This is a genomic window from Ensifer sp. PDNC004 (genome assembly GCF_016919405.1).
Classification (GTDB): domain Bacteria; phylum Pseudomonadota; class Alphaproteobacteria; order Rhizobiales; family Rhizobiaceae; genus Ensifer.
In genome coordinates, this window is record NZ_CP070353.1 from 2,806,246 (window position 1) to 2,830,727 (window position 24,482).

Annotated in this window: 24 protein-coding genes; 11 read left to right on the plus strand and 13 right to left on the minus strand. The window is 62.3% G+C overall.

All coding sequences use genetic code 11. The annotated features are described in order from the left end of the window. Nucleotides 1–174: 174 nt before the first annotated feature. From JVX98_RS21975 to JVX98_RS21995, 5 genes are all read left to right on the plus strand, one after another. Nucleotides 175–2,034, plus strand: a complete 1,860-nt coding sequence (locus tag JVX98_RS21975) for an extracellular solute-binding protein (RefSeq protein WP_205237407.1) — start codon at nucleotides 175–177, stop codon at nucleotides 2,032–2,034. Nucleotides 2,035–2,205: 171 nt separating this feature from the next. Continuing rightward, nucleotides 2,206–3,288, plus strand: coding sequence for a microcin C ABC transporter permease YejB (locus JVX98_RS21980; RefSeq protein ID WP_043622746.1), 1,083 nt, complete (start codon nucleotides 2,206–2,208; stop codon nucleotides 3,286–3,288). Next, entirely contained in the window at nucleotides 3,288–4,424 is a 1,137-nt protein-coding gene (locus tag JVX98_RS21985) for an ABC transporter permease (protein ID WP_043622749.1), read from the plus strand. The genes JVX98_RS21980 and JVX98_RS21985 overlap by 1 nt, the downstream gene beginning before the upstream one ends. 8 nt (nucleotides 4,425–4,432) lie before the next feature. Further along, entirely contained in the window at nucleotides 4,433–6,061 is a 1,629-nt protein-coding gene (locus JVX98_RS21990; RefSeq protein WP_205237408.1) for an ABC transporter ATP-binding protein, read from the plus strand. Between the two features lie 8 nt (nucleotides 6,062–6,069). Further along, complete coding sequence (locus JVX98_RS21995) at nucleotides 6,070–7,029, plus strand: glyoxylate/hydroxypyruvate reductase A (protein ID WP_205237409.1); 960 nt, start codon at nucleotides 6,070–6,072, stop codon at nucleotides 7,027–7,029. A gap of 141 nt (nucleotides 7,030–7,170) precedes the next feature. Here the strand turns inward: JVX98_RS21995 and JVX98_RS22000 are convergent, their stop codons facing one another. From JVX98_RS22000 to JVX98_RS22010, 3 genes are all read right to left on the minus strand, one after another. After that, entirely contained in the window at nucleotides 7,171–8,025 is an 855-nt protein-coding gene (locus tag JVX98_RS22000; protein ID WP_192448250.1) for an NlpC/P60 family protein, read from the minus strand. Nucleotides 8,026–8,032: 7 nt separating this feature from the next. Next, complete coding sequence (locus JVX98_RS22005; RefSeq protein WP_043622758.1) at nucleotides 8,033–8,383, minus strand: helix-turn-helix domain-containing protein; 351 nt, start codon at nucleotides 8,381–8,383, stop codon at nucleotides 8,033–8,035. An 87-nt stretch (nucleotides 8,384–8,470) separates the two neighbouring features. Next, the gene (locus JVX98_RS22010; protein ID WP_205237410.1) at nucleotides 8,471–9,862 is read right to left on the minus strand and encodes a M17 family metallopeptidase; all 1,392 of its coding nucleotides are present in this window, start codon (nucleotides 9,860–9,862) and stop codon (nucleotides 8,471–8,473) included. Between the two features lie 131 nt (nucleotides 9,863–9,993). On the opposite strand from JVX98_RS22010, the gene JVX98_RS22015 reads away from it, so the two are divergent. Beyond that, complete coding sequence (locus JVX98_RS22015) at nucleotides 9,994–10,818, plus strand: tetratricopeptide repeat protein (protein WP_192448252.1); 825 nt, start codon at nucleotides 9,994–9,996, stop codon at nucleotides 10,816–10,818. A gap of 167 nt (nucleotides 10,819–10,985) precedes the next feature. Here the strand turns inward: JVX98_RS22015 and JVX98_RS22020 are convergent, their stop codons facing one another. The 10 genes from JVX98_RS22020 to JVX98_RS22065 all read right to left on the minus strand — a co-directional run bounded on the left by JVX98_RS22020 (nucleotide 10,986) and on the right by JVX98_RS22065 (nucleotide 20,091). Beyond that, complete coding sequence (locus tag JVX98_RS22020; protein WP_192448253.1) at nucleotides 10,986–11,972, minus strand: type II secretion system F family protein; 987 nt, start codon at nucleotides 11,970–11,972, stop codon at nucleotides 10,986–10,988. Between the two features lie 11 nt (nucleotides 11,973–11,983). After that, nucleotides 11,984–12,994 (minus strand): type II secretion system F family protein, encoded by a 1,011-nt coding sequence (locus JVX98_RS22025; RefSeq protein ID WP_043622769.1) that lies wholly within the window; start codon nucleotides 12,992–12,994, stop codon nucleotides 11,984–11,986. A gap of 8 nt (nucleotides 12,995–13,002) precedes the next feature. After that, nucleotides 13,003–14,469 carry a CpaF family protein gene (locus tag JVX98_RS22030; RefSeq protein WP_192448255.1) on the minus strand — a complete coding sequence of 489 codons (1,467 nt, stop codon included), beginning with the start codon at nucleotides 14,467–14,469 and terminating at the stop codon, nucleotides 13,003–13,005. A gap of 18 nt (nucleotides 14,470–14,487) precedes the next feature. Further along, entirely contained in the window at nucleotides 14,488–15,774 is a 1,287-nt protein-coding gene (locus JVX98_RS22035; protein WP_043622773.1) for a CpaE family protein, read from the minus strand. A gap of 18 nt (nucleotides 15,775–15,792) precedes the next feature. Further along, on the minus strand, nucleotides 15,793–16,488 hold the full coding sequence (locus JVX98_RS22040; RefSeq protein WP_246764928.1) for a CpaD family pilus assembly protein: 696 nt from the start codon (nucleotides 16,486–16,488) through the stop codon (nucleotides 15,793–15,795). Nucleotides 16,489–16,544: 56 nt separating this feature from the next. Beyond that, nucleotides 16,545–18,134 carry a type II and III secretion system protein family protein gene (locus JVX98_RS22045; protein ID WP_205237412.1) on the minus strand — a complete coding sequence of 530 codons (1,590 nt, stop codon included), beginning with the start codon at nucleotides 18,132–18,134 and terminating at the stop codon, nucleotides 16,545–16,547. Then, nucleotides 18,131–18,940, minus strand: coding sequence for a Flp pilus assembly protein CpaB (cpaB, locus tag JVX98_RS22050; protein ID WP_043622779.1), 810 nt, complete (start codon nucleotides 18,938–18,940; stop codon nucleotides 18,131–18,133). Before cpaB ends, JVX98_RS22045 begins: the two co-directional genes overlap by 4 nt. Nucleotides 18,941–19,061: 121 nt before the next feature. Beyond that, nucleotides 19,062–19,574, minus strand: a complete 513-nt coding sequence (locus JVX98_RS22055) for a prepilin peptidase (protein ID WP_246764929.1) — start codon at nucleotides 19,572–19,574, stop codon at nucleotides 19,062–19,064. Between the two features lie 115 nt (nucleotides 19,575–19,689). Continuing rightward, nucleotides 19,690–19,875, minus strand: coding sequence for a Flp family type IVb pilin (locus JVX98_RS22060; protein ID WP_043622784.1), 186 nt, complete (start codon nucleotides 19,873–19,875; stop codon nucleotides 19,690–19,692). A 30-nt stretch (nucleotides 19,876–19,905) separates the two neighbouring features. Then, on the minus strand, nucleotides 19,906–20,091 hold the full coding sequence (locus JVX98_RS22065) for a Flp family type IVb pilin (RefSeq protein ID WP_043622786.1): 186 nt from the start codon (nucleotides 20,089–20,091) through the stop codon (nucleotides 19,906–19,908). A 257-nt stretch (nucleotides 20,092–20,348) separates the two neighbouring features. Between JVX98_RS22065 and JVX98_RS22070 the strand changes: the two genes are divergently transcribed. The 5 genes from JVX98_RS22070 to JVX98_RS22090 all read left to right on the plus strand — a co-directional run bounded on the left by JVX98_RS22070 (nucleotide 20,349) and on the right by JVX98_RS22090 (nucleotide 24,427). Continuing rightward, entirely contained in the window at nucleotides 20,349–20,762 is a 414-nt protein-coding gene (locus JVX98_RS22070) for a pilus assembly protein N-terminal domain-containing protein (protein ID WP_043622787.1), read from the plus strand. Nucleotides 20,763–20,878: 116 nt separating this feature from the next. Further along, nucleotides 20,879–21,502, plus strand: coding sequence for a TadE/TadG family type IV pilus assembly protein (locus JVX98_RS22075; protein ID WP_192448261.1), 624 nt, complete (start codon nucleotides 20,879–20,881; stop codon nucleotides 21,500–21,502). A gap of 11 nt (nucleotides 21,503–21,513) precedes the next feature. Then, a complete protein-coding gene (locus JVX98_RS22080) occupies nucleotides 21,514–22,101 on the plus strand; it encodes a TadE/TadG family type IV pilus assembly protein (RefSeq protein WP_205237413.1) in 588 nt (195 codons plus the stop codon). Between the two features lie 140 nt (nucleotides 22,102–22,241). Then, entirely contained in the window at nucleotides 22,242–23,462 is a 1,221-nt protein-coding gene (locus JVX98_RS22085; RefSeq protein ID WP_205237414.1) for a phosphopentomutase, read from the plus strand. Next, nucleotides 23,459–24,427, plus strand: a complete 969-nt coding sequence (locus JVX98_RS22090) for an adenosine deaminase (protein ID WP_205237415.1) — start codon at nucleotides 23,459–23,461, stop codon at nucleotides 24,425–24,427. Before JVX98_RS22085 ends, JVX98_RS22090 begins: the two co-directional genes overlap by 4 nt. Nucleotides 24,428–24,482: the final 55 nt, after the last annotated feature.

Here is a 24,482-nt window from a genome sequence, read left to right on the forward strand (position 1 = left end):
GGCGAACCCCATCCTAAGGCCCCGTCTTTGCCTCAGCCTTGCGCCTCACACGCATGTGAATCACCGGGATGTGACTCAAAAATTTGGCCTGATTTGCGGCGGTGCCTGTCATTTGCCCTGATTTCGCCTATGCTCTCGCAAAAGAAGATTGAAATATAAAGGGGTAAGGGCTGGATGCCATACGTCTGCAGGACCATGAAATCAGGCCTCGCTGCATCGCTACTGACAGCGGCGTTTCTTCTCTTTCCTGCTGCAGGCAATGCCCAAGAACAGCCCGTCTGGCGTCACGGAACATCGTCAATCGGTGAGTTGAAATACAAGCCTGATTTTGCGCGCTTCGACTACGTCAATCCTGACGCTCCCAAGGGTGGAGAGCTGCGCCTGTCGGAGAGCGGTACCTTCGACACCTTCAATCCTATACTCTCCAAGGGCGAGGCGGCGAGCGGCGTAACCTCGCTCGTCTTCGATACATTGATGAAATCGGCCGAGGACGAGATCACCACCGCCTATGGGCTGCTGGCCGAGGGCGTTTCATACCCCGACGATATTTCCTCCGCGACGTTTCGCTTACGCTCCGAGGCCAAATGGGCCGATGGCCAGCCGGTGACGCCGGAGGACGTCGTCTTTTCGTTTGAAAAGGTGAAAGAGCACAATCCGCTGCTCTCCAACTACTACCGCCACGTTGTTTCGGCGGAAAAGACGGGCGAGCGCGACGTCACTTTCCGCTTCGACGAAAGGAACAATCACGAATTGCCGAACATTCTCGGTCAATTCCCGATCGTGCCGAAACACTGGTGGGAGGGGCAGGACGCCAAAGGCAACAAGCGCGACATCAGCCGTACGACTCTGGAGCCGGTGATGGGCTCAGGCCCCTACAAGATCGCCTCGTTCCAGGCCGGTGGCTCAATCCGCTTCGAGCTTAGAGACGACTATTGGGGCAAGAACCTCAACGTCAACGTCGGGCAATATAATTTCGGCGTGATCAGCTATGCCTTTTTCAGCGATCGGAACGTGCAGTTCGAGGCCTTCCGCGCCGGCAACGTCGATTTCTACCAGGACAACAGCGCCAGCCACTGGGCGACGGCCTATGATTTCCCGGCGATGAAAGACGGCCGTGTGGTCCGCGAGGAGATCGAGAATCCGTTGCGCGCAGCTGGCATCATGCAGGCCTTCGTGCCGAACATGCGCCGCGAGAAGTTCAAAGACCAGCGGGTGCGCGAAGCCCTGAACTACGCCTTTGATTTCGAGGATCTGAACCGCAGCCTTGCCTACAACGCCTTTCAACGCGTCGACAGCTACTTCTGGGGCACCGAGCTTGCCTCCAAGGCTTTGCCGGAAGGGCGCGAGAAGGCCATTCTGGAGGAACTGAAAGACAAGGTTCCTCCGGAGGTCTTCACAACGCCCTACACGAACCCGGTCAACGGCGACCCGCAGAAGGTGCGCGACAACCTGCGGAAGTCGTTGGCGCTGTTCAAGGAGGCGGGCTACGAACTCAAGGGCAACCGCCTGGTCAATGTAAAGACCGGCGAGCCCTTCAGCTTCGAATTGCTTTTGTCCAATCCGTCCTTCGAGCGTACGGTCACGCCGTTCATCAACAGCGTGAAGAAGATCGGCATCGATGCACGCATACGGACCGTCGACGACTCGCAATACACCAACCGTGTGCGAAGCTTCGACTATGACATGATCTACGGCATCTGGGCGCAGACGCTGGTGCCCGGAAACGAACAGATCGACTACTGGGGATCCGGCTCCGTCAACCAGACGGGATCGAGGAACTATGCCGGCATCGCCGATCCCGCGATCGACGAACTCATCCGCAGGATCATCTTCGCGCCCAACCGCGAGGAACTGGTGGCAACGACACGGGCGCTCGACCGGGTCCTGCTCGCCCACCACTACGTCGTGCCGCTCTTCTATTCGAAGAACGTTCGTGTCGCCTATTGGAAACAGCTCGCCCGCCCGCAGGAGCTTCCCTATTATGGCATCGGGTTTCCTGATGCCTGGTGGTCGAAAAACGCCTCCCCCAAATGAAGTCCTTGCGCTCAGATGGCGTCTCGATTCCAAATGCAAAAAAACGAATCACTGAAACAAGCCTCGATCCGGGGCACGCAAGGAGACACAGGGATTGAGACACCATAGACGGCATGCCGACGCTTCGCCGGTCCGGGCCACCGCCCACACGTCGATCGAAAGGCCCGCCTGATGGGTGCCTATATCCTGCGCCGCCTGCTTCTGATGATCCCGACGATCTTCGGGATCATGGCGATCTCCTTCATCGTGGTGCAATTCGCGCCGGGCGGCCCGGTCGAGCAGGTGATCTCGGACCTGACCAATGCCGGCGGCTCCGATCGTCTGTCGGGCAGCAGCGGCGACCTGATGCAAGCCGGCGGAGACGAGGGCGGGCGCTATCGCGGCGCTCAAGGCCTCGATCCGGAATTCATCGCCAAGCTCGAAAAGCAGTTCGGCTTCGACAAGCCGCCGCTCGAGCGCTTCGCCACCATGATGTGGAACTATATGCGCTTCGATTTCGGCGAGAGCTTCTTCCGCAACACGTCGGTGATCGACCTGATCAAGGAGAAGATGCCGGTCTCGATCTCGCTCGGGCTATGGATCCTGCTGTTCTCCTACGCAATCTCGATCCCGCTCGGTATCAAGAAGGCGGTGTCCGACGGTTCCGCCTTTGACGTGTGGACCTCCGGCATCATCGTCGTCGGCTACGCCGTACCGAGTTTCCTCTTCGGCATCCTGCTGATCGTCGTCTTTGCCGGCGGCTCGTTCTTCGACTGGTTCCCGTTGCGCGGCATCGTCTCCGACAATTTCTGGCAACTGCCCTGGTGGCAGAAGATCCTCGACTACATCTGGCACATGACGCTGCCGCTGATCACGCTGCTGCTGTCGGCCTTTGCAACGACGACACTGCTCACCAAGAATTCCTTCATCGATGAGATCAAGAAGCAGTATGTGACGACCGCACGGGCCAAGGGCCTCACCGACGGTCAGGTGCTCTATGGCCATGTGTTCCGCAACGCCATGCTGATCATCATCGCCGGCTTCCCCGGCGCCTTCATCTCGGCCTTCTTTACCGGTTCGCTATTGATCGAATACATCTTCTCGCTCGATGGCCTAGGCCGGCTCGGCTATGATTCGGTCGTCAAGCGCGACTATCCGATCGTCTTTGCTACCCTCTTCATCTTCTCGCTGATGGGCCTGCTCGTCAGCCTGCTGTCGGACCTCATCTATACCTGGGTCGATCCGCGCATCGACTTCGAGCGGAGGGATGTCTGATGGCAAGCGTCACGACCTCCCCGGCCGCTGTGGCGCCGCGTGGCTGGCTGTCACCGGTCAACCAGCGCCGCTGGCAGAATTTCAAGGCGAACCGGCGCGGCTACTGGTCGCTCTGGCTGTTCCTGGCGCTGTTCGGGCTCAGCCTGGTCGGCGAACTCATCGCCAATGACAAGCCGATCATCGCCTCGTACAAGGGCGAGCTATTGTTCCCCGTCGTCATCGACTATCCGGAGGAAAAGTTCGGCGGCTTCCTGGCCGAGACCGACTATCGCTCCGATTTCATCCGCGACGAGATCGAGGCCAATGGCTGGATGATCTGGCCGCCGGTGCGCTATTCCTACCAGACGGTCAATTCCAACATCCCGCATTCGGCGCCGACCAAGCCCTTCTGGCTGATGGACAAGGAAGAGCGCTGCTCCGCCTACCCGGACAAGACCAGCGACCGGAACTGCATCGTCGGAAACCTCAACTGGCTCGGCACCGACGACCAGGCGCGCGACGTCTTTGCGCGCATGATCTACGGCTTCCGTCTTTCGGTGCTCTTCGGCCTGACGCTCACCATCGCCTCGGCGGTGATCGGTGTCACCGCCGGCGCCATCCAGGGCTATTTCGGTGGCTGGACCGACCTCCTGATGCAGCGTTTCATCGAGATCTGGTCGTCGATGCCGGTGCTCTACATTCTGCTGATCATCGCCGCGATCCTGCCGCCGGGCTTCTTCATCCTGCTCGGAATCATGCTGTTGTTCTCCTGGGTCGGCTTCGTCGGCGTCGTGCGCGCCGAGTTCCTGCGGGCGCGCAACTTCGAATACGTCAACGCGGCACGCGCGCTCGGCGTTGGCAACGGCACGATCATGTATCGCCACCTCCTGCCGAACGCGATGGTAGCGACGCTGACCTTCCTGCCCTTCATTCTCTCCGGCTCGATCACGACGCTGACCTCGCTCGACTTCCTCGGCTTCGGCATGCCGCCCGGATCGCCCTCGCTCGGCGAGATGATCGCCCAGGGCAAGTCCAACCTGCAGGCGCCCTGGCTGGGGCTGACGGCCTTCTGCGTCATGTCGCTGATGCTGTCGCTGCTGATCTTCGTCGGCGAAGCCACGCGCGATGCCTTCGATCCGAGAAAGACGTTCCGGTGAGCGCGACGATGACAGACCCCCTTCTCTCCGTCCGCGACCTCTCCGTCGCCTTTCACCAGGGCGGCAACACGTCCGTTGCCGTCGATCACATCTCCTTCGACATCAAGCGCGGGGAAACCGTGGCGCTTGTCGGCGAATCCGGTTCGGGAAAATCGGTCTCGGCCAACTCGATCCTGAAGCTCCTGCCCTACCCGTCGGCCAGCCATCCGAGCGGCGAAATCCTGTTCAACGGCAAGGACCTCTTGAGGGCCAGCGATGCCGAGCTGCGCCATGCGCGCGGCAACGACATCACCATGATCTTCCAGGAGCCGATGACTTCGCTCAACCCACTGCACTCGATCGAGCGGCAGATCGGTGAGATCCTTGAACTGCACCAGGGGCTGCAGGGCGCGGCGCGGCGCACGCGCATTCTCGAACTCTTGAACCAGGTCGGCATCCGCGAGCCGGAAAAGCGGCTCAGCGCCTACCCGCACGAGCTCTCGGGTGGCCAGCGCCAACGCGTGATGATCGCGATGGCGCTCGCCAACCGGCCGGAACTCTTGATCGCCGACGAGCCGACGACAGCGCTCGACGTCACCGTACAGGCACAGATCCTCGAACTCTTGAAGTCGCTCAAGGACGAGCACGGCATGTCGATGCTGTTCATCACCCATGACCTCGGCATCGTGCGCAAGATCGCCGATCGGGTCTGCGTTATGACCAAGGGCAAGATAGTCGAGACCGGGCCGACCGCCGAAATCTTCGCCAATCCCCAGCACGCCTATACCCGCCATTTGCTCGCCTCCGAACCGAAGGGCAATCCGCCGCTATCAGACGCGTCGAAGCCGATCGTGATGGAAGCCTCCGACATGAAGGTGTGGTTTCCGATCAAGGCCGGCTTCCTGCGCAAGGTGATCGACCATGTAAAGGCGGTCGACGGCATCGACCTGAAGCTGCGTGCCGGCCAGACGCTCGGCGTCGTCGGCGAATCCGGCTCCGGCAAGACGACGCTCGGGCTGGCGCTGACGCGGCTGATCTCGTCGAAGGGACGCATCGCCTTCATCGGCAAGGACATCGACCGGTACAGCTTCAACGCGATGCGGCCGCTTCGAAACCGGATGCAGATCGTCTTTCAGGACCCCTATGGCTCACTCAGCCCGCGCATGTCGGTGGCCGATATCATCGCCGAGGGCCTGAAGATCCACGAGCGATCGCTGTCGGACAACGCGCGCGATGCTCGCGTCGCCGCGGCGCTCGAAGAAGTGGGCCTCGATCCTGCGACCCGGTGGCGCTATCCGCACGAGTTCTCCGGCGGCCAGCGCCAGCGCATCGCCATTGCGCGCGCCATGGTGCTGAAGCCGCAATTCGTGATGCTCGACGAACCGACCTCGGCGCTCGACATGAGCGTTCAGGCACAGGTGGTAGACCTCCTGCGCGACCTGCAGGTGAAGCATGACCTCGCCTATCTGTTCATCAGCCACGACCTCAAGGTCGTGCGCGCCCTTGCCAACGAGATGATCGTCATGCGCATGGGCAAGGTGGTGGAGCAGGGTCCGGCCGAGCGCATCTTCAATGCGCCGAGCCAGGACTATACCAAGGCGCTGATGGCAGCCGCCTTCAACCTCGAAGCCGTCAACTTGACCGCGATCCGCCAATAGGTGTCCGAATGTCCGCAAAAAGCCCCGTCATCGTCGATCTGAAGTTCATTCCAGAGGAGGTCGAGGCGGCGCTTCGCGGGGCCTTCCCGGATCGCGAGGTGATCAACCGCGCCGATGCGGTTCACCACAACCGCGATCTCTCGGGCATCGACTATGCGGTCGTCTGGAAATCGGCGCCGGACCTTTTTGAGCGGGCCCCCGATCTCAAGGTGGTGTTCTCCGGCGGCGCCGGCGTCGATCACGTGCTGACGCTGCCTGGTCTTCCCGAGGTGCCGCTGGTGCGCTTCGTCGACCAGACGCTGACGACGCGCATGAGCGAGTGGGTGGTCATGCAGTGCCTCCTGCACCTGCGCCAGCACCGCGCCTATGAGGCGCAGGCGGCGAAACGCGAATGGCGCGATCTGACCCAGCCCGAAGCGGCCGACATCACCGTCGGCGTCATGGGCATGGGCGTGCTTGGCCAGGACGCCGCCCGCAAGCTATCTACCATGGGGTTCAAAGTCATCGGCTGGTCGCGCAGCAAGCGCGACGTCGCCGGCATCGAGACCTTTGGCGGCAACGAACTCGACAGCTTCCTGGCGCGCAGCGACTTCCTCGTCGGCCTGCTGCCGCTGACGCCGGACACCCGCGGCATATTCAACCTGCGCCTGTTTGCAAAGCTTAGCCGCAATGGGCCGTTCGGCGCACCTGTCTTCATCAATGCCGGCCGCGGCGGCAGCCAGGTCGAAGCAGACATCCTGAAGGCGCTCGACAGCGGCGTGCTCGCCGGTGCCTCTCTCGACGTGTTCGAGCAAGAGCCGCTCGCCCAGGACAGCCGCTTCTGGACCCTGCCCAACGTCTACGTCACGCCGCACGTGGCGGCATCCTCCGACGTCAAGGCGCTCTTCCGCCACGTGGAGCAGCAGATCTCCCGCTTCGAAGGCGGGCAGAAGCTCGAACATGTCGTCGACAAAGTAGCCGGCTACTGATTTAGCGAGAGCGTGGTGCAGCGCTTGCTGCGCCGAAGCTGCTGCCAGAGACGCAACGTCTGATTCCGCAAGGCGAATGGTTGTCTTGCCTCATCGGCAATGATCGAGGAAACTCGCTTCTCCGGTCCCGCTGGCAGGCGATCAAGGGCGGCGATAGCCCGTCGGCTGCTCATAGAGCCAGCCGATCCGTTCGATCGAGGCTTCCAACCCTTCGCGCGCTACCGTCATCGTGTGGCCGTTGGCATGGATCAGGGTTTCGTCGTCCTCCATCAGCGCGACGTGGCCTTTCCAGAAAACGAGGTCGCCGCGCTTGAGTTCTTCGCGCACAATCGGTGTTCCCAGCCCCGTCGCCTGCATATCGGAATCGCGCGGCGCCTGCCTGCCGACCATCATCATCGACAATTGCACAAGACCGGAGCAATCGATGCCGAAGCCGGAACGCCCGCCCCAGAGATAGGGCGTTTCGACGAAGCGGGCAGCGACCGAGACATAGTCTCCCGGCAAGACATTGCCGACCTCGATGCAGTGATTGGCGATGACCGCCTGGCCGCCGTCGAGCAGGAAATAGCGCGTTCCCCGGGTCTCGCGCTCATCGATAACCGTCAGCCGGCTGCCCATCGACAGCGGATAGACGGTCGGGAAACGCAGATCATGGCCGGTATAGACGAACGTGCGCGGCGCGGTCACGACATGGGTCGGGCTCTTGATAACCGGCGCCAGGCAATATTCCGGAAGGTAGCCGACATAGCCGTCGAGGTCGGCCTTTACCCAGCACCAGCTGTTGCTGGTGTCGAGCACCCGGACCGATTCGCCGAGCAAGAGTTCGGTATCGGTGCCGCAGGCGAGATCGGGCTTGGCACGCAGCGGCGCAACCGGAACCGAGACGCGCGCAACGCTGCCCTCGACATACCGTTCAGCCTCTACGACGCCGCGAAGGCGGCTTTCGGCAAGGTCTGGTCGATAGGCATTCAGACGGCGATCGGGCAGTGTCGACATATCTTACTCACTTCAGCTGCTTGCGGCCCTGATCAATGATCAGGTCACCGAGTTTTTCAAGATAGAGAGCACCCTCAACTGTCCTTTTGATGACGACGTTGCGGCGATCACGATCGTCGCGGACGCGATCGACAAGGCCAAGCGCGCCCATGGTATCGAGCGCGCGGGTGATGACCGGCTTGGTGACACCGAGCGTCGCTGCCAGTCCGCGCACGGTGTGCGGCGGCGGCACGAGGTAGATCTGCAGCAGGATCGCCAGCTGCCGCAAGGTCAGGTCGCGGCTGTCGACGCGAACCTGAGCGAGCGACACCGAATGCCAAAGCCCGAGGGCCTGGGAGGGCGTTAGCTCGATCGGCAATGGCAGCTCCTACGCAAGATACAGATCCGCCACGATAGCGGCGGATCGTTACGCAAGCGTTTCTTTGCCGGTTCCGCCTGGCTGCGGTTACTTCGCCATCTTCTGGACGTGCTGATAGAGCGCGCGGATCGCCTGCGCCTCCCCGCCAACCGTCGAATGCGGACGCTCGGACGGAGCCCATCCGAAGATATCGAAGTGCACCCAGCTCTTGGCGTTGGTGACGAAGCGCCGGAGGAAGAGTGCCGCGGTGATCGATCCGGCCATGCCGCCCGCCGGCGCGTTGGTCAGGTCTGCGATACGGGCCGAGACATCCTTGTCGTAGCCGTTATAGAGCGGCATCCGCCACATCGGATCGTCGACCTCGAGGCTTGCTTCCGTGAGATCATGGGCGAGATCGGCATCGTCGGTAAAGAAGGGCGGCAGATCCGGACCGAGCGCGACGCGGGCGGCACCGGTCAGCGTCGCCATGTCGACGAGCAGATCGGTCTTTTCCTCGTCTGCATAGGCGAGTGCGTCGGCGAGGATCAACCGGCCCTCGGCATCGGTGTTGTCGATCTGAACGGTCAGGCCCTTGCGGCTGCGGTAGATGTCGCCGGGCCGGAAGGCGTTGGCCGAGATCGAGTTTTCGACCACCGGCACGATGACGCGCAGATCCACCTTGAGCTTGGCGTCCATGATCATCAGCGCCAGGCCAAGCACGTTGGCGGCACCGCCCATGTCCTTCTTCATCAGGAGCATGGAGGCCGACGGCTTGATGTCGAGACCACCGGTATCGAAGCAGACGCCCTTGCCGACGAGCGTTACCTTCTTGTGGCCCTTTTTGCCCCAGCGCAGCTCCAGCAGACGCGGAGCCTCGGCGCTGGCGCGGCCGACGGTGTGGACCAGCGGGAAATTCTGCGTCAGCAGCGCCTCGCCCGTAATGACCGAAACATCGGCCTTGTAGTGGGCGGCTAGCGCACGGAACGCCGCTTCGAGCGCTTCCGGCCCCATGTCGTTGGTCGGCGTGTTGATAAGGTCACGGGCAAGGAACACGCCGGCGAGCTGGCGCTTGATATCGGTTGCGTCCGCATCTGCCGGAATGAGCAGCGTGGGCGGTTCGCCCTTGGCGGACTTGTAGCGCTCGAAGCGATAGGAGCCGAGGCCGTAGCCGAGCGCGAGCCGGTTGGCCGTCAGCGGCGCCGTTTCGATATGCCATTTGCCCGCCGGCAGCGCTCGCGCCAGCTTGCCGGCCAGGAACGGGGCTTCCGACGGATTGCTGCCGAGGCCGAAGAGCGCGCCGCCGAGATGGCCGTCGGCGGACGGGATCAACAGCACCGCGCCGGAATCGGCCGTGAAGCCTGCCTTGCGCGCCCAGTCCAAAGCGATCGGGTCGATCGTCCCCGTCTCGATATGCGCCGGCGTGACGGCGAAGATCGGCAGGGTCTTGCCGGCGCTGGTGTTGAACGGCGACGGCCGCTCGATGAACTGATAGGGGGCCATGAAAGTCCTCGGCTGACAGAGATGGAATCGCGCCATTAACGCTCTGTTAGGGTTAACAGATTATTGCTGGAGTGAAAGTTGCGCCGGTGTTGTCTGAAGTTCAGGTGCGCGAATGCATGCTGGGGACACACATGGCCAAATATACGACCTCATCCTCGAAACACGCCCGTTTCTTGCAGGGCGCGGCAATCGCGCTGGTGGCGCTTGCCCTTGCCGGCTGCGCCAACCAGCCGAAGAAGGAACTGACGACGGGGTCGATCTCCAGAACGTCGAAACCGGTGCAGTCCATGACCGCGACCGAGCTTTCGGCCGCTGCCGAAAGCATCGGCCAGGCCTACGAGAAGAACCCCAAAGACCGCGAAGCGGGGCTCAACTACGCCAATCTCTTGCGCATGACCGGCCGCAACGAACAGGCGCTTGCGGTGATGCAGCAGGTCGCGATCAACCATCCGTCCGACCGCGAAGTGCTCGGCGCCTACGGCAAGGCCCAGGCCGCCGCCGGCCAGCTCGAGCAGGCGCTTGCGACGATCGGCCGGGCGCAGACGCCCGACCGTCCGGACTGGAAGCTGAAATCGGCCGAGGGCGCGATCCTCGACCAGCTGGGCCGCGCCCAGGAAGCACGGCTGCGCTACCGCGAGGCCCTCGAGCTCAAGCCGAACGAGCCGTCGGTGCTCTCCAATCTCGGCATGTCATACCTTTTGACCAAGGACCTTCGCACCGCCGAAACCTATCTCAAGTCTGCGGCAAGCCAGCCCGGCGCCGATAGCAGCGTGCGGCAGAACCTTGCGCTCGCCGTCGGCCTTCAGGGCCGCTTCCAGGAAGCAGAGACGATCGCCCGCCAGGAGCTTTCCAGCGAGCAGGCCGAAGCGAACGTCGCCTATCTGCGCTCGATGCTGTCGCAGCAGGGCGCATGGAAAGAGCTCGCCAAAGCCGACGACAAGAAGGTCGCCAACTAAAGGCGAACCGCATTCTTCGGAGACGCCCTTGCCGCCTCCAGGCTTCCGATCTACTGCCTAAACAGTCCGCGAGGCGCGCCGCACACATTCGCGCGGCATGCCTGTCTACGGCTGCGCACAGGCAATCCTCTGACGATGATTGAGCGCTGCCGGCGGCGCGCCGCTGCCTAGAACTTGTCGGCGACCTGGATGCCCGCCGGTCCAAGAATGACCGCGACCAGTACCGGCAGGAAGAACAGGATCATCGGCACGGTAAGCTTCGGCGGCAGGGCGGCCGCCTTCTTCTCGGCTGCGGTCATGCGCTGGTCGCGGCTTTCCTGTGCAAGCACGCGCAGGGCCTGGGCGATCGGCGTGCCGTAGCGGTCCGCCTGGATCAGCGCCTGGACCACGGATTTGACCTCATCGAGGCCGGTGCGCTGACCGAGATTTTCAAGCGCAACCCGGCGCTCGGGCAGGAACGACAGTTCCGCCGTCGTCAGCACCAACTCTTCCGCAAGCTGCTGCGACTGCGACGCCACTTCGTCGGCGACGCGGCGCATGCCCAGTTCCATCGACACGCCCGATTCGACGCAGATCAGCAGAAGGTCAAGCGCGTCCGGCCAGGCCCGGCGTATAGACGCCTGGCGCTTGGAGATCGCATTGGTCACGATGATGTTCGGCGCGTAGAAGCCCAGATAGGCGAAGCCGATCGCGAAGAACAGCCGCACCATGAACGGTTTGTCGACAAAGTTGCCGAGGACGAAGATGTAGACGAGCGCGATGAGCAGGAACAGGAAGGGCAGGCAGAAGCGCGCGAACAGGAAGGTGTTGAGCGCGTTCTGCGAGCGGAAGCCGGCCATTTTCAGCCGGTTGACGGTGTTGTCGTCGACAAGCGCGGAGCGCAGATTGAGGCGTTCGACGATCTGCCGGATGGAGGCGTTGTTCTGCCCGCGCAGGCTTGCCCTGCCGTTCTGTACCTCGGCGGCAAGCCGCGCGCGTTCGCGCGCCCGGATCTGCTCGCGCTCAGTGGCAACGGACTTCATCCGCTTGCCGAGGTCACCGCGATCGAACAGCGGCACGATCAGCGAATAGAAGGTCGCGAGCACGGCGAGCGAAACCAGGACGGCGATGACGACGTTCGGATCGGTCAGGGTCTTGATCAGGTTCGTGCTCATCGACGCGCCCCTCAGATGTCGAAGTTGATCATGTTGCGCATCACCCAGATGCCGATGCTCATCCAGAACAGGCCGGCACCGATGATCAGATGACCGCGCGGGTCGGTGAAAAGCACCATCATGTAGGCGGGCGATGTCAGGTAGACCAAGAGCGCGACGATGAACGGCAGGGCGCCGATGATGCAAGCCGAGGCCTTGGCTTCCATCGACATGGCGCTGACCTTTGCCCGCATTTTCTTGCGCTCACGCAGGACCTTGGACAGGTTGCCGAGGGCTTCCGATAGGTTACCGCCCGCCTGCGCCTGGATGGCGATCACGATGGCGAAGAAATTCACCTCCGGCAGAGGAATGCTGTTGACCATGCGGGCGCAGGCCTCGGTCACGCTCAGGCCCACCTGCTGGGATTCGACCACGCGGCGAAACTCGGTCTTGACCGGCTCCTGACCGTCGGCGGCGATGAGACGCAACGCGTCGTTCAAGGGAAGGCCCGACTTGATCGAGCGGACCATGACCTCGAGCGCGTTCGGGAACTCCTCGAGAAACTTCTTGCAGCGCCGCTTGATCAGGTAGCCGATGAACCAGCGCGGCAGGCCGAGACCGGCCACCAGGCCAAAGCCGGCGGCAATGGCAAGCCCGGCCCCCGCCATCAACACGACAAGAAAAGCAAAGAAGCCGAAAAGTGCACTGAACAGATAGAAGCGCCCGATGGAGATCGACAGGTCCGCCTGTGTCAGACGCACCTTCATCGAAGGAGCAGTCTTGGCCGAGCGCTCCTGCTGTTTCTTTTCCAGCTCCTTCAGCGAATCCTGGACGGATTTTCGCCGTTTCGACAATTCGCTCACGCGGTCGCGCGCAGCCTTCATCTTGGCGCGGTCGGTTTCCGCTGCGCTGATCTTGCGCACGCGGCCTTCCGCCTTCTTTTCGCTTTCGATGCGCGAGAACAGCAGGCCGTAGGCAAGCGCCGCCGCCGATATGGCGACGAGGGCCGCGAGTGCCAGAACGGTGATGTCTATCCCGAACATCCCAGCTCCTAGCCCTTGTCCATCGCGTCGAGGGTCGCTGCCAGGCGCTTGTCCTCGTTGAAGTAACGGGCACGATCCCAGAAATGCGGCCGGCCGATGCCGGTCGACATGTGGCGGCCGATAATCCGTCCGCCGGCGTCTTCACCGTCAATCTCGTAGCGCATCAGGTCCTGGGTGATGATCACGTCGCCTTCCATGCCCACCACCTCGGTGATGTGGGTGATGCGGCGGGACCCGTCGCGAAGGCGGGACGCCTGGATGATCACGTCCACCGATCCGGCGATGATCTCGCGCACGGTCTTTGCCGGCAGCGTATAGCCGCCCAAAGCGATCATCGACTCCATACGACTCAGGCATTCGCGCGGCGTGTTGGCGTGGATCGTCCCCATCGAACCGTCATGGCCGGTGTTCATCGCCTGCAGCAGGTCGAAGACTTCCGGGCCGCGCACTTCGCCGACGATGATGCGTTCGGGGCGCATGCGCAGGCAGTTCTTGATGAGATCGCGCATGGTGATCTCGCCTTCGCCTTCGATATTCGGCGGGCGGGTTTCGAGGCGCACGACATGCGGCTGCTGCAACTGCAATTCGGCCGTGTCTTCGCAGGTGATCACCCGCTCATCCGTGTCGATGTAGCGCGTCAGGCAATTGAGCAGCGTCGTCTTGCCCGAACCCGTGCCGCCCGAAATGACGATGTTGCAGCGGACGCGGCCGATGATCTGCAGGAGAACAGAGCCCTCTTGCGTGATCGAACCGAAGCGGACCAACTGTTCGAGCGTCAGCTTGTCCTTCTTGAACTTGCGGATGGTCAGCGCCGTGCCGTCGATGGCGAGCGGCGGGGCGATGACGTTGACGCGGGACCCATCCGGCAGGCGCGCGTCGCAGATCGGGCTCGATTCATCGACGCGACGGCCGACCTGGCCGACGATGCGCTGGCAGATCGACAGAAGCTGCGCGTTGTCGCGAAACCGGATTTCCGATTCCTGCACCTTGCCGGAAACTTCGATGAAGGTCTGGCCGGCACCATTGACCATGATGTCGGCGATGTCGTCGCGGGCAAGCAGCGGCTCGAGCGGACCGTAGCCCAGAACGTCGTTGCAGATATCGTCGAGCAGTTCCTCCTGCTCGGAGATCGACATCGCGAAATTCTTGATCGTGATGATGTCGTTGACGATATCGCGGATTTCCTCGCGCGCGCTCTCCGTATCGAGCTTGGCGAGCTGCGACAGGTCGATCGTGTCGATCAGCGCGGAAAAGACCTGCGATTTGGTGTCGTAATAGTCTTCCGTTCGCGCCTGCCGCCGCCTTGCCGGCGGGGCGGGCGTCGGCAATCTCGCGCCAGCGGAGGGTGTATCGGCGAGAACCGGAACGGCGCGCTCGACCACCGGCGCTTGCACCGCAGCCACGATCGGCGGCGGGGCGGAAACCGGGGTGCCGCCGCCTTTACCGAAGCCTTCGTTTCCGCGCTTGCCAAACATCTGGGTAATCCTACGTTCCTATTTTCTGCCGAGCGCTGCGAGCATCTTGCCAAGGCCGCCGCGCCGCGCCTTCTTCATCGTCACGCGGCCGGTCAGGAGATGTGCGAGCTGCGAGAAGGTTTCGGCGGCCGGCGCTTTCTTGTCGATTTCGGCAATCATCCGCCCGCTGTTCGAAGCGTTTCCGAACAAGGCCGCGTCGAAGGGAATGATGGCTGCCGCTTCGATTTCCAGCGAATCGCAGAACTCGTTGGCGGCAATCTCCGGCCGCTTCGGCATGCCGACCTGGTTCAGCACCAGATGGGGCGGCTTGTCGTTCGGGCGTAGCCTCTTCATGGCATCGAGCAGGTTCTTGGTGTTGCGCAGGCTGGCAAGGTCGGGGATCGCCGTGATCACCACCTCGTCGGCTTCGCCGAGCACGGAGCGCGTCCAGTCCGTCCACAGATGCGGGATGTCGAGAACGGAAACCGGAGCGCTACGCTGAAGGATCTCGAGGATCGGGTGGAAAGCTCCGGTCTCGAAATCATAGGCGCGGTCGAGCATCGACGGTGCGGCAAGCAGCGACAGGTGCTCGGAGCATTTGGTCAGCAGGCGATCGAGGAACACCTCGTCCAGGCGCTCCGGCGCAAAAACCGCTTCGGCAATGCCCTGCGGCGGATCCTGGTCGAAATCGATGTTGGCCGTGCCGTAGGGCAAGTCGAGATCGGCGAGAATGGTCTCGGTCGAAAACAGGCTGGAGATGCCCCAGGCGCAATTGTGCGCAATCACGGACGATCCGCAGCCGCCCTTCGCACCGATAAAGGCGATGCTTCGCCCCAAGGGTTCGGCATCCGGGTCGACGAAGATCGCCGACACGGCCGTGAGAATATCCGGCATCGATACCGGCGCGACCATGTATTCGGAAATGCCGTTGCGGATGAGTTCGCGGTAGAGCCCGATATCGTTGTGCTTGCCAACGAGGATCACCTTGGTGCTGGGGTCGCAAACCTCAGCCAGCGGCGCCAGTTCCGTCAGCAGCGACCGCGGCTCCGTCGCCGTCTCGAGAATGATCAGGTTGGGCGTCGGTACTGTCGCAAACATGTTCGCGGCGGCGTCGATGCTGCCGCTGTTGATGCGCAGGCTCACCTTCGCCATGCGTCGATCCTGCCCGCAGCGCTCCATCAGCCGCAACATCGCGTTGCTTTCGCAAAACGCGTGGATCGAAATCCGCGGCAGCGGCCGAACCTGCTCCAGATCGCTCGTGCGCGCATCGAAGGACGGGTCGTCCCCCTCGGCGCCAGTTTCGATCCTGTAATCGATGGTACTCATCTTTTCATCCAGCCGATATCAGTTGAAGGTGATGACCGTGCCGTCCTTCTTCTCGGTTCCACGCCAGTCCGAGATCACCTTGCCGCGCTGCACCGCGTCGATCGGCGACGTTTGACGCGGCCCGAGAAGGTCCGTCGGATTGGCGATCTGAGCCGCCAGGTTTGATTGCGTGGCGCAACCGAAGTTGTAGTAGTTCTTGTTTTCCATGGTGTTGAGGTTCAGGTCCTCCGGCCAGGTGCCGCAAGGTCCCGTCTGCGCCGTGATCGCCACATAGCTCAGACGAATGGGCGCGGCATCGCCGTAGGGTCCGGCGTCATAGCTCGTCTCCAGCAACCTTTTGGGCGGCACACCGGCGCTCGCCAGCACGCCGCGGATCTCCCGGCGCATCGCCTGGGCTGCGTGGCTGTTGGCGGCCCCCCGCGGCATCATGATCTGCACGACCCCGCTTGCGGAATTGCGATAGTCGGCTGCAAAGCCGGCGATGACATCGCGCGTGCCCTGGGTAAGACGGCGATCGCCCGAGGCAATCGGGATGTCGATGACCCGCTCCCCTTCGGCAAGCACGATCGGATGCCGGGTGCGGTAGTCGTCGGGTATGGAGCCGGTCGCCAGATTGTCCCGCGTGCCGCAACCGGCAAGCAGGGCACCGGCCAGCACCAGGACGGCTGCCCGGCTCGTGCGACGGATGAATGTTCCTGACGGACCTGAGGACATGGCGTTCGGCCTTTCGGAATTCGCGTGACTAACGGTTCGAAGCGTCATGACCCAGCCTATTTGTAGATGAAGCCAACGTTGCCGTGGTAACGGCCTGCCGGAGCGACTGCCTCCGGACGGCCGTAGATGCGGTTCACGCGACCGAGGAAGTAGCTGTCGAGGTCGTTGGCCGGATTGAAGTTGTCGTCAGGCCGGGAGATCGCGCTTCTGGCAACCGGACGGACCAGATAGGGCGTGGCGATGATGACCAGTTCGGTCTCGTTCCGCGCGAAGTCCTTGCTGCGGAACAGCGTGCCGAGGACCGGGATCTTTGAAGCGCCCGGCAGGCCGGACATCGCCTGGCGAATGTTGTCCTGAACCAGGCCGGCGATCACGATCGAGCCGCCGGACGGGAGCTCGACGCTGGTCGATGCTTCGCGCTTGCGGATACCGAGGAAGGTATTGCCCGGAATGTCGGTATAGCTGTTACCGGTAACGACGGATCCCTCGTAGGTTGGCTCCGAAACGTTCGTCTCGATTTTCAGGCTGATGCGCCCCGGACCGAGCACGACCGGTTTGAAATTCAGACGGATGCCATATTCGACATCGTTGACTTCACGTTCGACCTTTCTCTTGGGTTGCTTCGTTACCGGATCGTCTTCTTCCGATACCTCTTGCGTTCCCGCCAATCGAAACGTGCCGCCGACATAGAACTTCGCTTCTTGCCCCGAAATGGCGGTCAGGCTCGGTTCGGCCAGCGTCCGCATCACGCCGGCCTGCTCCATCGCATTTATGTAGCTGGAGATCGCCGTGCTGCCGATCGACCCGTTGACCACTGCGTTGACACCGACACCGATCGCATCGCCGAGATTGGCCGGGTTACGGAAGGCAATCCCGCTTCGCCCGTCGCTGACACGACCATTAAAGCCAAGTTGTTTCAGAACCTGGCGGCTGACCTCGGCCACGGTAACTTTAAGATTTACCTGGTCGTCGCCGTCGATTGTTAGAAGGTTGACGATCTGCGACACCTGCCGGTCTTCGGCGAAGATATCGGCGTCGCCGTTGTTGCCCTGGGCCGTGATGTTGCGCGTGGTCGCTTCACCGCCCTGGAGGAAGGCCTTGGCAAGGTCGACGGCGCGGGTGGAATCGAGCGGCGTGCGCACGGTACCGGTCAGCACGATGTTGTCCGAGACGATCTCGACATTGATATCGGCATCCGGAATGAAGCGGCGCAGGTTGGACTGAAGGTTGGACACATCGCGCTCGACCTCGATGTCGAGGGAGACGATCTCCTCACCGTTGGGACCGAAGACGAAGATGTTGGTCTGGCCGACGGACTTGCCGAACAGGTAGATGCGCCGCGAGGTGCGGGTCACGGCGTCGGCGAGCGACGGGTCGGCGACGAGGATATCATGCGCGTCCGCTGGCAAGTCGACGACCACGGCCTTGTTCAAACCGAGGCTGACCTTCTTCTTCACGCCCGGGCCGCTTTCGACGATGCGGACGACCGAGGACGCGCCGGCAAAGGCTTCCGTCGGCGCCGGCAGATACATGCCGGTAACCGCCAGGCAGAATGATAGGCCGGCTGCGACAGACGCCCGAAATTTGTTTCCGCTCCGCTTCACCTTTTGCCCCGTGCTCACCTGGTTCCTGCCCGTGTCTGTCATTGCTGCGTCTGGCCGACCGTGCCATCGCCCTTGACGATGGAGCCGGACTTGATGACCTGAATGTTCGGTTGGCCGTCGCCGCTCAGCAGATAGTCTGCTGCATCCGTGTCAGGCTCCTGTGCGTCGGCGACGCTTCGAAGCGCCAGCGAAATGCGTTCCGCCATCTGCTGTGCGACCGTCATCACCTTCGACTGGTCAGGCGTAAGTTCCAGCGTGGCCGTGGTTCCGACCACCGCCTTGGTGCCGTCATCCTTTTCCTCGACCTGCTGGTCGATCGCGAGCACACGCACATTGCTGAGCACGGTTTCGGTCAGATAGAGTTCGCCGTCACCTTTGCGCACCATGATCACGTCGACGCGGTCGTTCGGCAGGATGAAGCCGCCGGCACCGGTGGCGACCGTGATTTCGGTCGCGACGGCGCGCTTACCCGCTGGGAGCAGCGAGGACATGATGCGGCTGGACGAATCGGCCACCTTTTCGTGACGAACGGGTTCGCCGTTGAAGATCGGCAGGCGGACGACCGCGCCGGTCAGATCGTCGATCGCAGTCGGCTGGTTTTCTTCCGTGATGATGCCATCGACCACGCCGTCCTTCGGCCAGGCCATCCATTGGATGCTGTCACCGCCCAGTCGCGATCCGACGGGCAGGCTCTTGCTGGCGACCAGCACGTTGACGGTGGGGGCACGCTCGACGACCGGTTCAGCCATCTGCGGCGCAGGCGCGCCTGTCAGCCTCATCGCCAAAAGACCGGCCATCGCAGCCGAGAGAACGGCCACTGCCAGTATGATGATGCGAACCGGTTTCATGATTGTTTCCGAGCCCCGAAAAAATGCCAGGGTCAGATTGATCAGGAATTGGTGTAATTATGGTTAACGGATTACTTATGAGCGCAGTTAACGAAAGTTGACCAGCCGGGCGCGTGACCTTTCAGGACAGCCGCGCGAAGGCCGCCTCCATCAGCGGCGACGAGGGATAGGCGGCAAAGCCCCCAAGCGCGATCGCGATCCCGTAGGGAACTTTCTTGGCGGTGAGCAGCAGCTGCGGGAAAGGAATGCCGCTCGCAAGGATCGTATGCTCCTGCCGGCGCAACAAAAGCACCGCGAGCGTCAACAGCCCACCGAAGATCGAGACATAGAGCAGGAAGGCCGTCAACGACGGCGTCAGTCCGAACCAGATGGCGCTGGCCGTCAGCAGCTTCGCGTCTCCGCCCCCCATCACGTTCGTCGCAAACAGGGCAAAACATGCGGCAAAGACTGCGGCGGCTGCGAGCAGATGCAGGCCGATTTCCGTAAGCCCTATGCCAGACATCGGCGCCACCAGGAAGAAGGCGCCAAGCAGGATCACCGAAACACGGTTCGGGATCGTCATCGTCAGCAGGTCAGAAAACGCCGCGAATCCCAGACAAAAGGGAAAAACCACGAAAATGGCGGCTTCAATCACGCTTCCTGCCTCCAAAATGAGAGCAAACAATCTGCGATGCCTGCTGGCTTCCAGATAACAATAGAGCCGCCTTTTGGGGGCGGCTCTATCGCAGGTTCTTGCGAAACCTGTTTCGTCAGAGCTTGCCGGCCGTGGTCGTCGTGATCTTGCCACCGATCCCATTGAACGTGGAATCGAGCGAGTTCCCGAGCGTGGTCGCACCAGCAATCAGGGCGACGGAAATGAGAGCCGCGATCAGGCCATACTCAATGGCAGTCGCGCCGGCTTCATCCCGTAGCAGGCGGCGGAAAATCTTCGTCATGCGAATTTCCCCTCGCTTGCGTTTAGCCGATTAGAGCTTGCCCGACGTGGTGCTGGTCAGCTTGCCACCGAGGCCGTTGAACGTGCTGTTCAGCGAGTTGCCGAGGGTGCTGGCACCAGCGATCAGGGCAACCGAGATGAGGGCTGCGATCAGGCCGTATTCGATGGCGGTCGCGCCGGACTCGTCCTTCATCAGACGGGCAAAAATCTTCTTCATGATGATTCTCCTACTTCACGTTTGTTGTTCAGCACTTCCGCCAACTGTTGCCGTTGATCGGATGAACCCCAAACTAGTCCTGGCGCATTGCCATCGACTTAAAGAAGGCGGTTACCTGAAGGTTAACGAAGCGTCCCTGATTTTTGGGTAAACGAACAGAAAACGACGAGGCCTCCGCAAAGCCTCGACGGGGCCGACTTAACGGTTCATTCACCAAGACAAGGGAGTATGGCGTGAACACCACCTAGGGACCCGCCATGACCACGCCATTCGCGACCGGCCGAGCCGCCATATTCGCATTCGCGATCGCTGCCCTTGCTCCATCGGTTGCCGCCGCGGCCGAGAGCGACATGATGCGCGTGTATATGGATCACGCGCGCGTACTGAAGCTCGATCGCCCTGTCAGCAAGGTCATTATCGGCAATGCCGAGGTTGCGGACGCAACGGTTGCCGACGCCCGTACGATCGTGATCACCGGCCGCAACTTCGGGACGACCAACCTGGTCATCCTCGATCAGGACGGAAACGCGATCGTCGACGAGCGCATCCTGGTGTCGATCGACGAAGGCAACACCGTGCGCGTCTACAAACAGACGTCCCGCACCGTGCTCTCCTGCACACCAAATTGCGAGCGTCACGCCGAACGTAAAACCGCAGGTAGCACCAATTGATTTTTATGGGTTCTAGGCCGGTGATTCGTTAAAATACACATCACCCCTGAGAACGAAATATCAATGGTTGCTCCATAATCTGCCGCCCGTCTGGCGTAACATGATGGGACGGCGCAATGAACATCGAGCAGGGCACAGGGCGGCCGAGCGGGGCCGAAAAAAGGCGAAAAGGCATCTTCAGCCGCTTCCTTCGCAACCGCAAAGGCACGACGAGCATCGAGTTCGCCATTCTCGCGCTCCCCTTCTTCGTGGTGATCTTCGCGTCGCTCGAAACCTTCGCCGCCTTCTACGGCGACCAGCTCCTTGCGAATGCGACGGAGACGATGGCGCGCAAGGTCCGCACCGGTCAGATCACCTTCCAGCAGGGAAAACAGACCGACATGAGCGAGGCGCAGTTCCGCCAGGCGTTCTGTGAAGAGATCTCGGTGCTGATGAAATGCTCGGCGACCGAAGCCGGCCAACCCTCGCAATTCTATCTGGACGTCAGAGCGGTCGCCGATCTCAGCAAGTTTCCCGTGCTGATCCCGCGCAAGACCGATTCCACCGACATCGACACGACCGGTTTCAAGTTTGCCCCTGGCGGTCCCGGCTCGTTCAACGTGCTTCGCGCCTATTATCGCTGGAGCGTCTTCACGGACCTCGTCAGGCCGTTCATCACCAACCTGCGGCCAGCTGGTTCAAGCATGCCGAAGGACTATCTCATGGTGGCGACCGCCACCTTCCGAAACGAGAGCGAGTGAGGCGCCCTGCGATGTCGTATTCCGCGTTAGAGATTCTGCGCTTCAAGCCGATCACCAAAACTCTTGGCGCGCTGCGGCGCGACAAGAGCGGCGTCGGTGCGGTCGAATTCGCGATGGTCGCCCCGCTTTTGGTGGTGGCTTATCTCGGCGCCTTCGAACTTTCGGTCGGCTTTACCGTTGCCGGCAAGACCGCGCGCGCCGCAAGCGCTACGGCCGACGTCGTCGCGCAGCAGACGGAGGTCAACAAGGCCTTCCTCACCAATGTGTCGAACATCGCAAAGAGCATCCTGGCGCCCTACGGGAACACCAACTACACGCTGAAGATCAGCGGCATCGCGGTCACGAACACCAATGAGGGCACGATCCTGTGGTCGCGCGATCAGGCAGGCGCCACGCCCTATGCCGTCAATACGAAGGTTTCGCTGCCCGCCCAGTTCGCAGCGACCAACTCCTTCGTCATTCGCACGGAACTGACCGTACCGCATGAACTCCTGCTCTACGCGCCAAGCCTTCAGGCGACCGCAAAGACCATCGATCTCTCCAAGACGGCCTACTTCCACGCACGCCTCTCCCAGCCGATAAAATGCTCGGATTGCTGATCGGACGGGTGTCCGACGCAATTGCATTGAACAACAAGCGGCGCTATCCCTTCGAGATTGCGCAGGTGCCCAAGAGGCGCGCCTGCGCTTTTCCGTAGGTTTCGGGCCGCAAACGCTGCGCGCCCGCTGTCAGGTGCATCATGGCGCGTGCCTTTCTATTCGTTCTCGATTCCTTTGGCATAGGTGGGGCGCCTGACGCCGAAGCCTTCGGCGATCTCGGTGCCAATACGCTTAGCCATATCGCCGAGTTCTGCGCTATCGGCGCTGCCGACCGGCCAGGCTTGCGTGAAGGCCCGCTCAGCCTGCCGAACATGTCCGCGCTTGGTCTGATCCACGCGGCAAAACTTGCGACCGGCACCGTTCCCCAGGGCATGCCTGTGCCCAATCGCGTCTATGGCGCCTATGGCGCGGCAAGCGAGGTATCGCGCGGCAAGGACACGCCCTCCGGTCATTGGGAAATCGCCGGAACACCGGTCATGTTCGACTGGGGCTACTTCTCCGCCGAAGGCGACGCCTTTCCGCCGGAGCTCGTCGAAGCGATCTGCCGCGAGGCCAACATTCCCGGCATTCTCGGCAACTGCCACGCCTCCGGCACCGATATCATCGCCCGCCACGGCGAGGAGCATATGCGCAGCGGCAAGCCGATCTGCTACACTTCGTCGGACTCGGTCTTCCAGATCGCGGCGCACGAGCAAAGCTTCGGCCTCGACCGGCTGCTCGAGCTTTGCCTGATCGTTCGCCGCCTGCTCGACGACTACAATATCGGCCGCGTCATCGCCCGCCCCTTCGTCGGCACGAGCCCGCAGACCTTTGTGCGCACCGGCAACCGCCGCGACTTCTCGGTGCTGCCGCCCGAGCCGACGATCCTCGACCGGCTTGTGGAGGCCGAGCGCACGGTTCACGCGATCGGCAAGATCGGCGACATCTTCGCCCACCAGGGGGTGACGAAGCTGACCAAGGCCGACGGCAACATGGCGCTCTTCGATGCCAGCCTCGCGGCCATCGACGAGGCCGAGGACGGCAGCCTGGTCTTCACCAATTTCGTCGATTTCGACATGCTCTACGGCCATCGCCGCGACGTTGCCGGCTATGCGGCGGCGCTCGAGGCCTTCGACGCACGCCTGCCCGATCTCGACCGGCGCCTGCAGCCGGGCGACATCGTCATCCTGACGGCCGACCATGGCTGCGATCCGACCTGGCGCGGCACCGACCATACGCGCGAGCGCGTGCCGGTGCTGATGTTCGGGCCGTCACTGCGCAGCCGCTCGCTCGGCATTGCCAACACCTTCACGCATATCGGCGAAACCGTCGCCAAGCATCTCGGCATCGCGCCGGGCCACCATGGGAGAAGCCTCATTTGACCGCACACCTGAAGAAGGCGGAGCTGCATTGCCACATCGAGGGCGCGACGCCGCCCGAACTGGCTCTGGCCCAGGCCGAGAAATACGGCGTAGACACCAGTGCAATCATCCGCGACAAGGCCTATCTCTGGGAAGACTTCACCAGCTTCGTGAAGTGCTACGATGCCATCGCCTCGCTGTTCAAGACCGAGGAAGACTACGCGCTGCTCGCGGAAGCCTACCTGACGGAACTCGCCGAAGCGGGCACGATCTATAGCGAGATCATCGTTTCGCCTGATCACGGCAAGACGATCGGCCTGGGTGCCCATGCCTATCTCGAAGGCCTTGCGGCCGGCATGGAAGCGGCCCGGCAGAAGACCGGCATCGAATCGCGCATGCTGATCACCGGCATCCGCCATCTCGGCCCGGAATCGGTGATCAAGACAGCCGAGTTCGCCGCCAAGCGCGAGCACAAGCTCGTCACCGGCTTCAACCTCGCCGGCGAGGAACGCATGCACAAGGTCGCCGACTTCGCGCGCGCCTTCGATATCGTGCGTGATGCCGGCCTCGGGCTGACGATCCATGCCGGCGAACTCTCCGGCGCTTTCAGCGTGCGCGACGCGCTCGACCATGTGCGCCCGTCGCGCATCAGCCACGGCGTGCGGGCGATCGAAGACGCGGATCTGGTGCGGCGCCTGGCGGACGCCGGCGTGGTGCTCGAGGTTTGCCCCGGCTCCAACATCTCGCTTCAGGTCTTCCCGGATTTCGCGTCGCATCCGCTGCGGGCACTGCACGAGGCCGGCGTGCGCGTGACGCTCAACTCCGACGATCCGCCGTTTTTCCACACGTCGCTCGCCCAGGAATACGACATCGCCTCCGCGGTGATGGGCTTCAGCGACGCTGAGATCAAAGGCATGACCAGGACCGCGATCGAAGCCGCCTTCGTCGACGAGCCGACGCGTAAGCTGCTGTTGGCGCGGATCTAGGGCACAGGTCACGATTTGCCGGCTGGGGATGACGGTCTCCCGCCGGCCAATACCC

Bases quoted from the DNA above. Each gene is read 5' to 3' on its own strand.
- JVX98_RS21975 (WP_205237407.1), top strand. From the start codon at position 175: ATGCCATACGTCTGCAGGACCATGAAATCAGGCCTCGCTGCATCGCTA.
- JVX98_RS21980 (WP_043622746.1), top strand. From the start codon at position 2,206: ATGGGTGCCTATATCCTGCGCCGCCTGCTTCTGATGATCCCGACGATC.
- JVX98_RS21985 (WP_043622749.1), top strand. From the start codon at position 3,288: ATGGCAAGCGTCACGACCTCCCCGGCCGCTGTGGCGCCGCGTGGCTGG.
- JVX98_RS21990 (WP_205237408.1), top strand. From the start codon at position 4,433: ATGACAGACCCCCTTCTCTCCGTCCGCGACCTCTCCGTCGCCTTTCAC.
- JVX98_RS21995 (WP_205237409.1), top strand. From the start codon at position 6,070: ATGTCCGCAAAAAGCCCCGTCATCGTCGATCTGAAGTTCATTCCAGAG.
- JVX98_RS22000 (WP_192448250.1), bottom strand. From the start codon at position 8,025: ATGTCGACACTGCCCGATCGCCGTCTGAATGCCTATCGACCAGACCTT.
- JVX98_RS22010 (WP_205237410.1), bottom strand. From the start codon at position 9,862: ATGGCCCCCTATCAGTTCATCGAGCGGCCGTCGCCGTTCAACACCAGC.
- JVX98_RS22015 (WP_192448252.1), top strand. From the start codon at position 9,994: ATGGCCAAATATACGACCTCATCCTCGAAACACGCCCGTTTCTTGCAG.
- JVX98_RS22020 (WP_192448253.1), bottom strand. From the start codon at position 11,972: ATGAGCACGAACCTGATCAAGACCCTGACCGATCCGAACGTCGTCATC.
- JVX98_RS22025 (WP_043622769.1), bottom strand. From the start codon at position 12,994: ATGTTCGGGATAGACATCACCGTTCTGGCACTCGCGGCCCTCGTCGCC.
- JVX98_RS22030 (WP_192448255.1), bottom strand. From the start codon at position 14,469: ATGTTTGGCAAGCGCGGAAACGAAGGCTTCGGTAAAGGCGGCGGCACC.
- JVX98_RS22035 (WP_043622773.1), bottom strand. From the start codon at position 15,774: ATGAGTACCATCGATTACAGGATCGAAACTGGCGCCGAGGGGGACGAC.
- JVX98_RS22040 (WP_246764928.1), bottom strand. From the start codon at position 16,488: ATGTCCTCAGGTCCGTCAGGAACATTCATCCGTCGCACGAGCCGGGCA.
- JVX98_RS22045 (WP_205237412.1), bottom strand. From the start codon at position 18,134: ATGACAGACACGGGCAGGAACCAGGTGAGCACGGGGCAAAAGGTGAAG.
- cpaB (WP_043622779.1), bottom strand. From the start codon at position 18,940: ATGAAACCGGTTCGCATCATCATACTGGCAGTGGCCGTTCTCTCGGCT.
- JVX98_RS22060 (WP_043622784.1), bottom strand. From the start codon at position 19,875: ATGACGAAGATTTTCCGCCGCCTGCTACGGGATGAAGCCGGCGCGACT.
- JVX98_RS22065 (WP_043622786.1), bottom strand. From the start codon at position 20,091: ATGAAGAAGATTTTTGCCCGTCTGATGAAGGACGAGTCCGGCGCGACC.
- JVX98_RS22070 (WP_043622787.1), top strand. From the start codon at position 20,349: ATGACCACGCCATTCGCGACCGGCCGAGCCGCCATATTCGCATTCGCG.
- JVX98_RS22075 (WP_192448261.1), top strand. From the start codon at position 20,879: ATGAACATCGAGCAGGGCACAGGGCGGCCGAGCGGGGCCGAAAAAAGG.
- JVX98_RS22080 (WP_205237413.1), top strand. From the start codon at position 21,514: ATGTCGTATTCCGCGTTAGAGATTCTGCGCTTCAAGCCGATCACCAAA.
- JVX98_RS22085 (WP_205237414.1), top strand. From the start codon at position 22,242: ATGGCGCGTGCCTTTCTATTCGTTCTCGATTCCTTTGGCATAGGTGGG.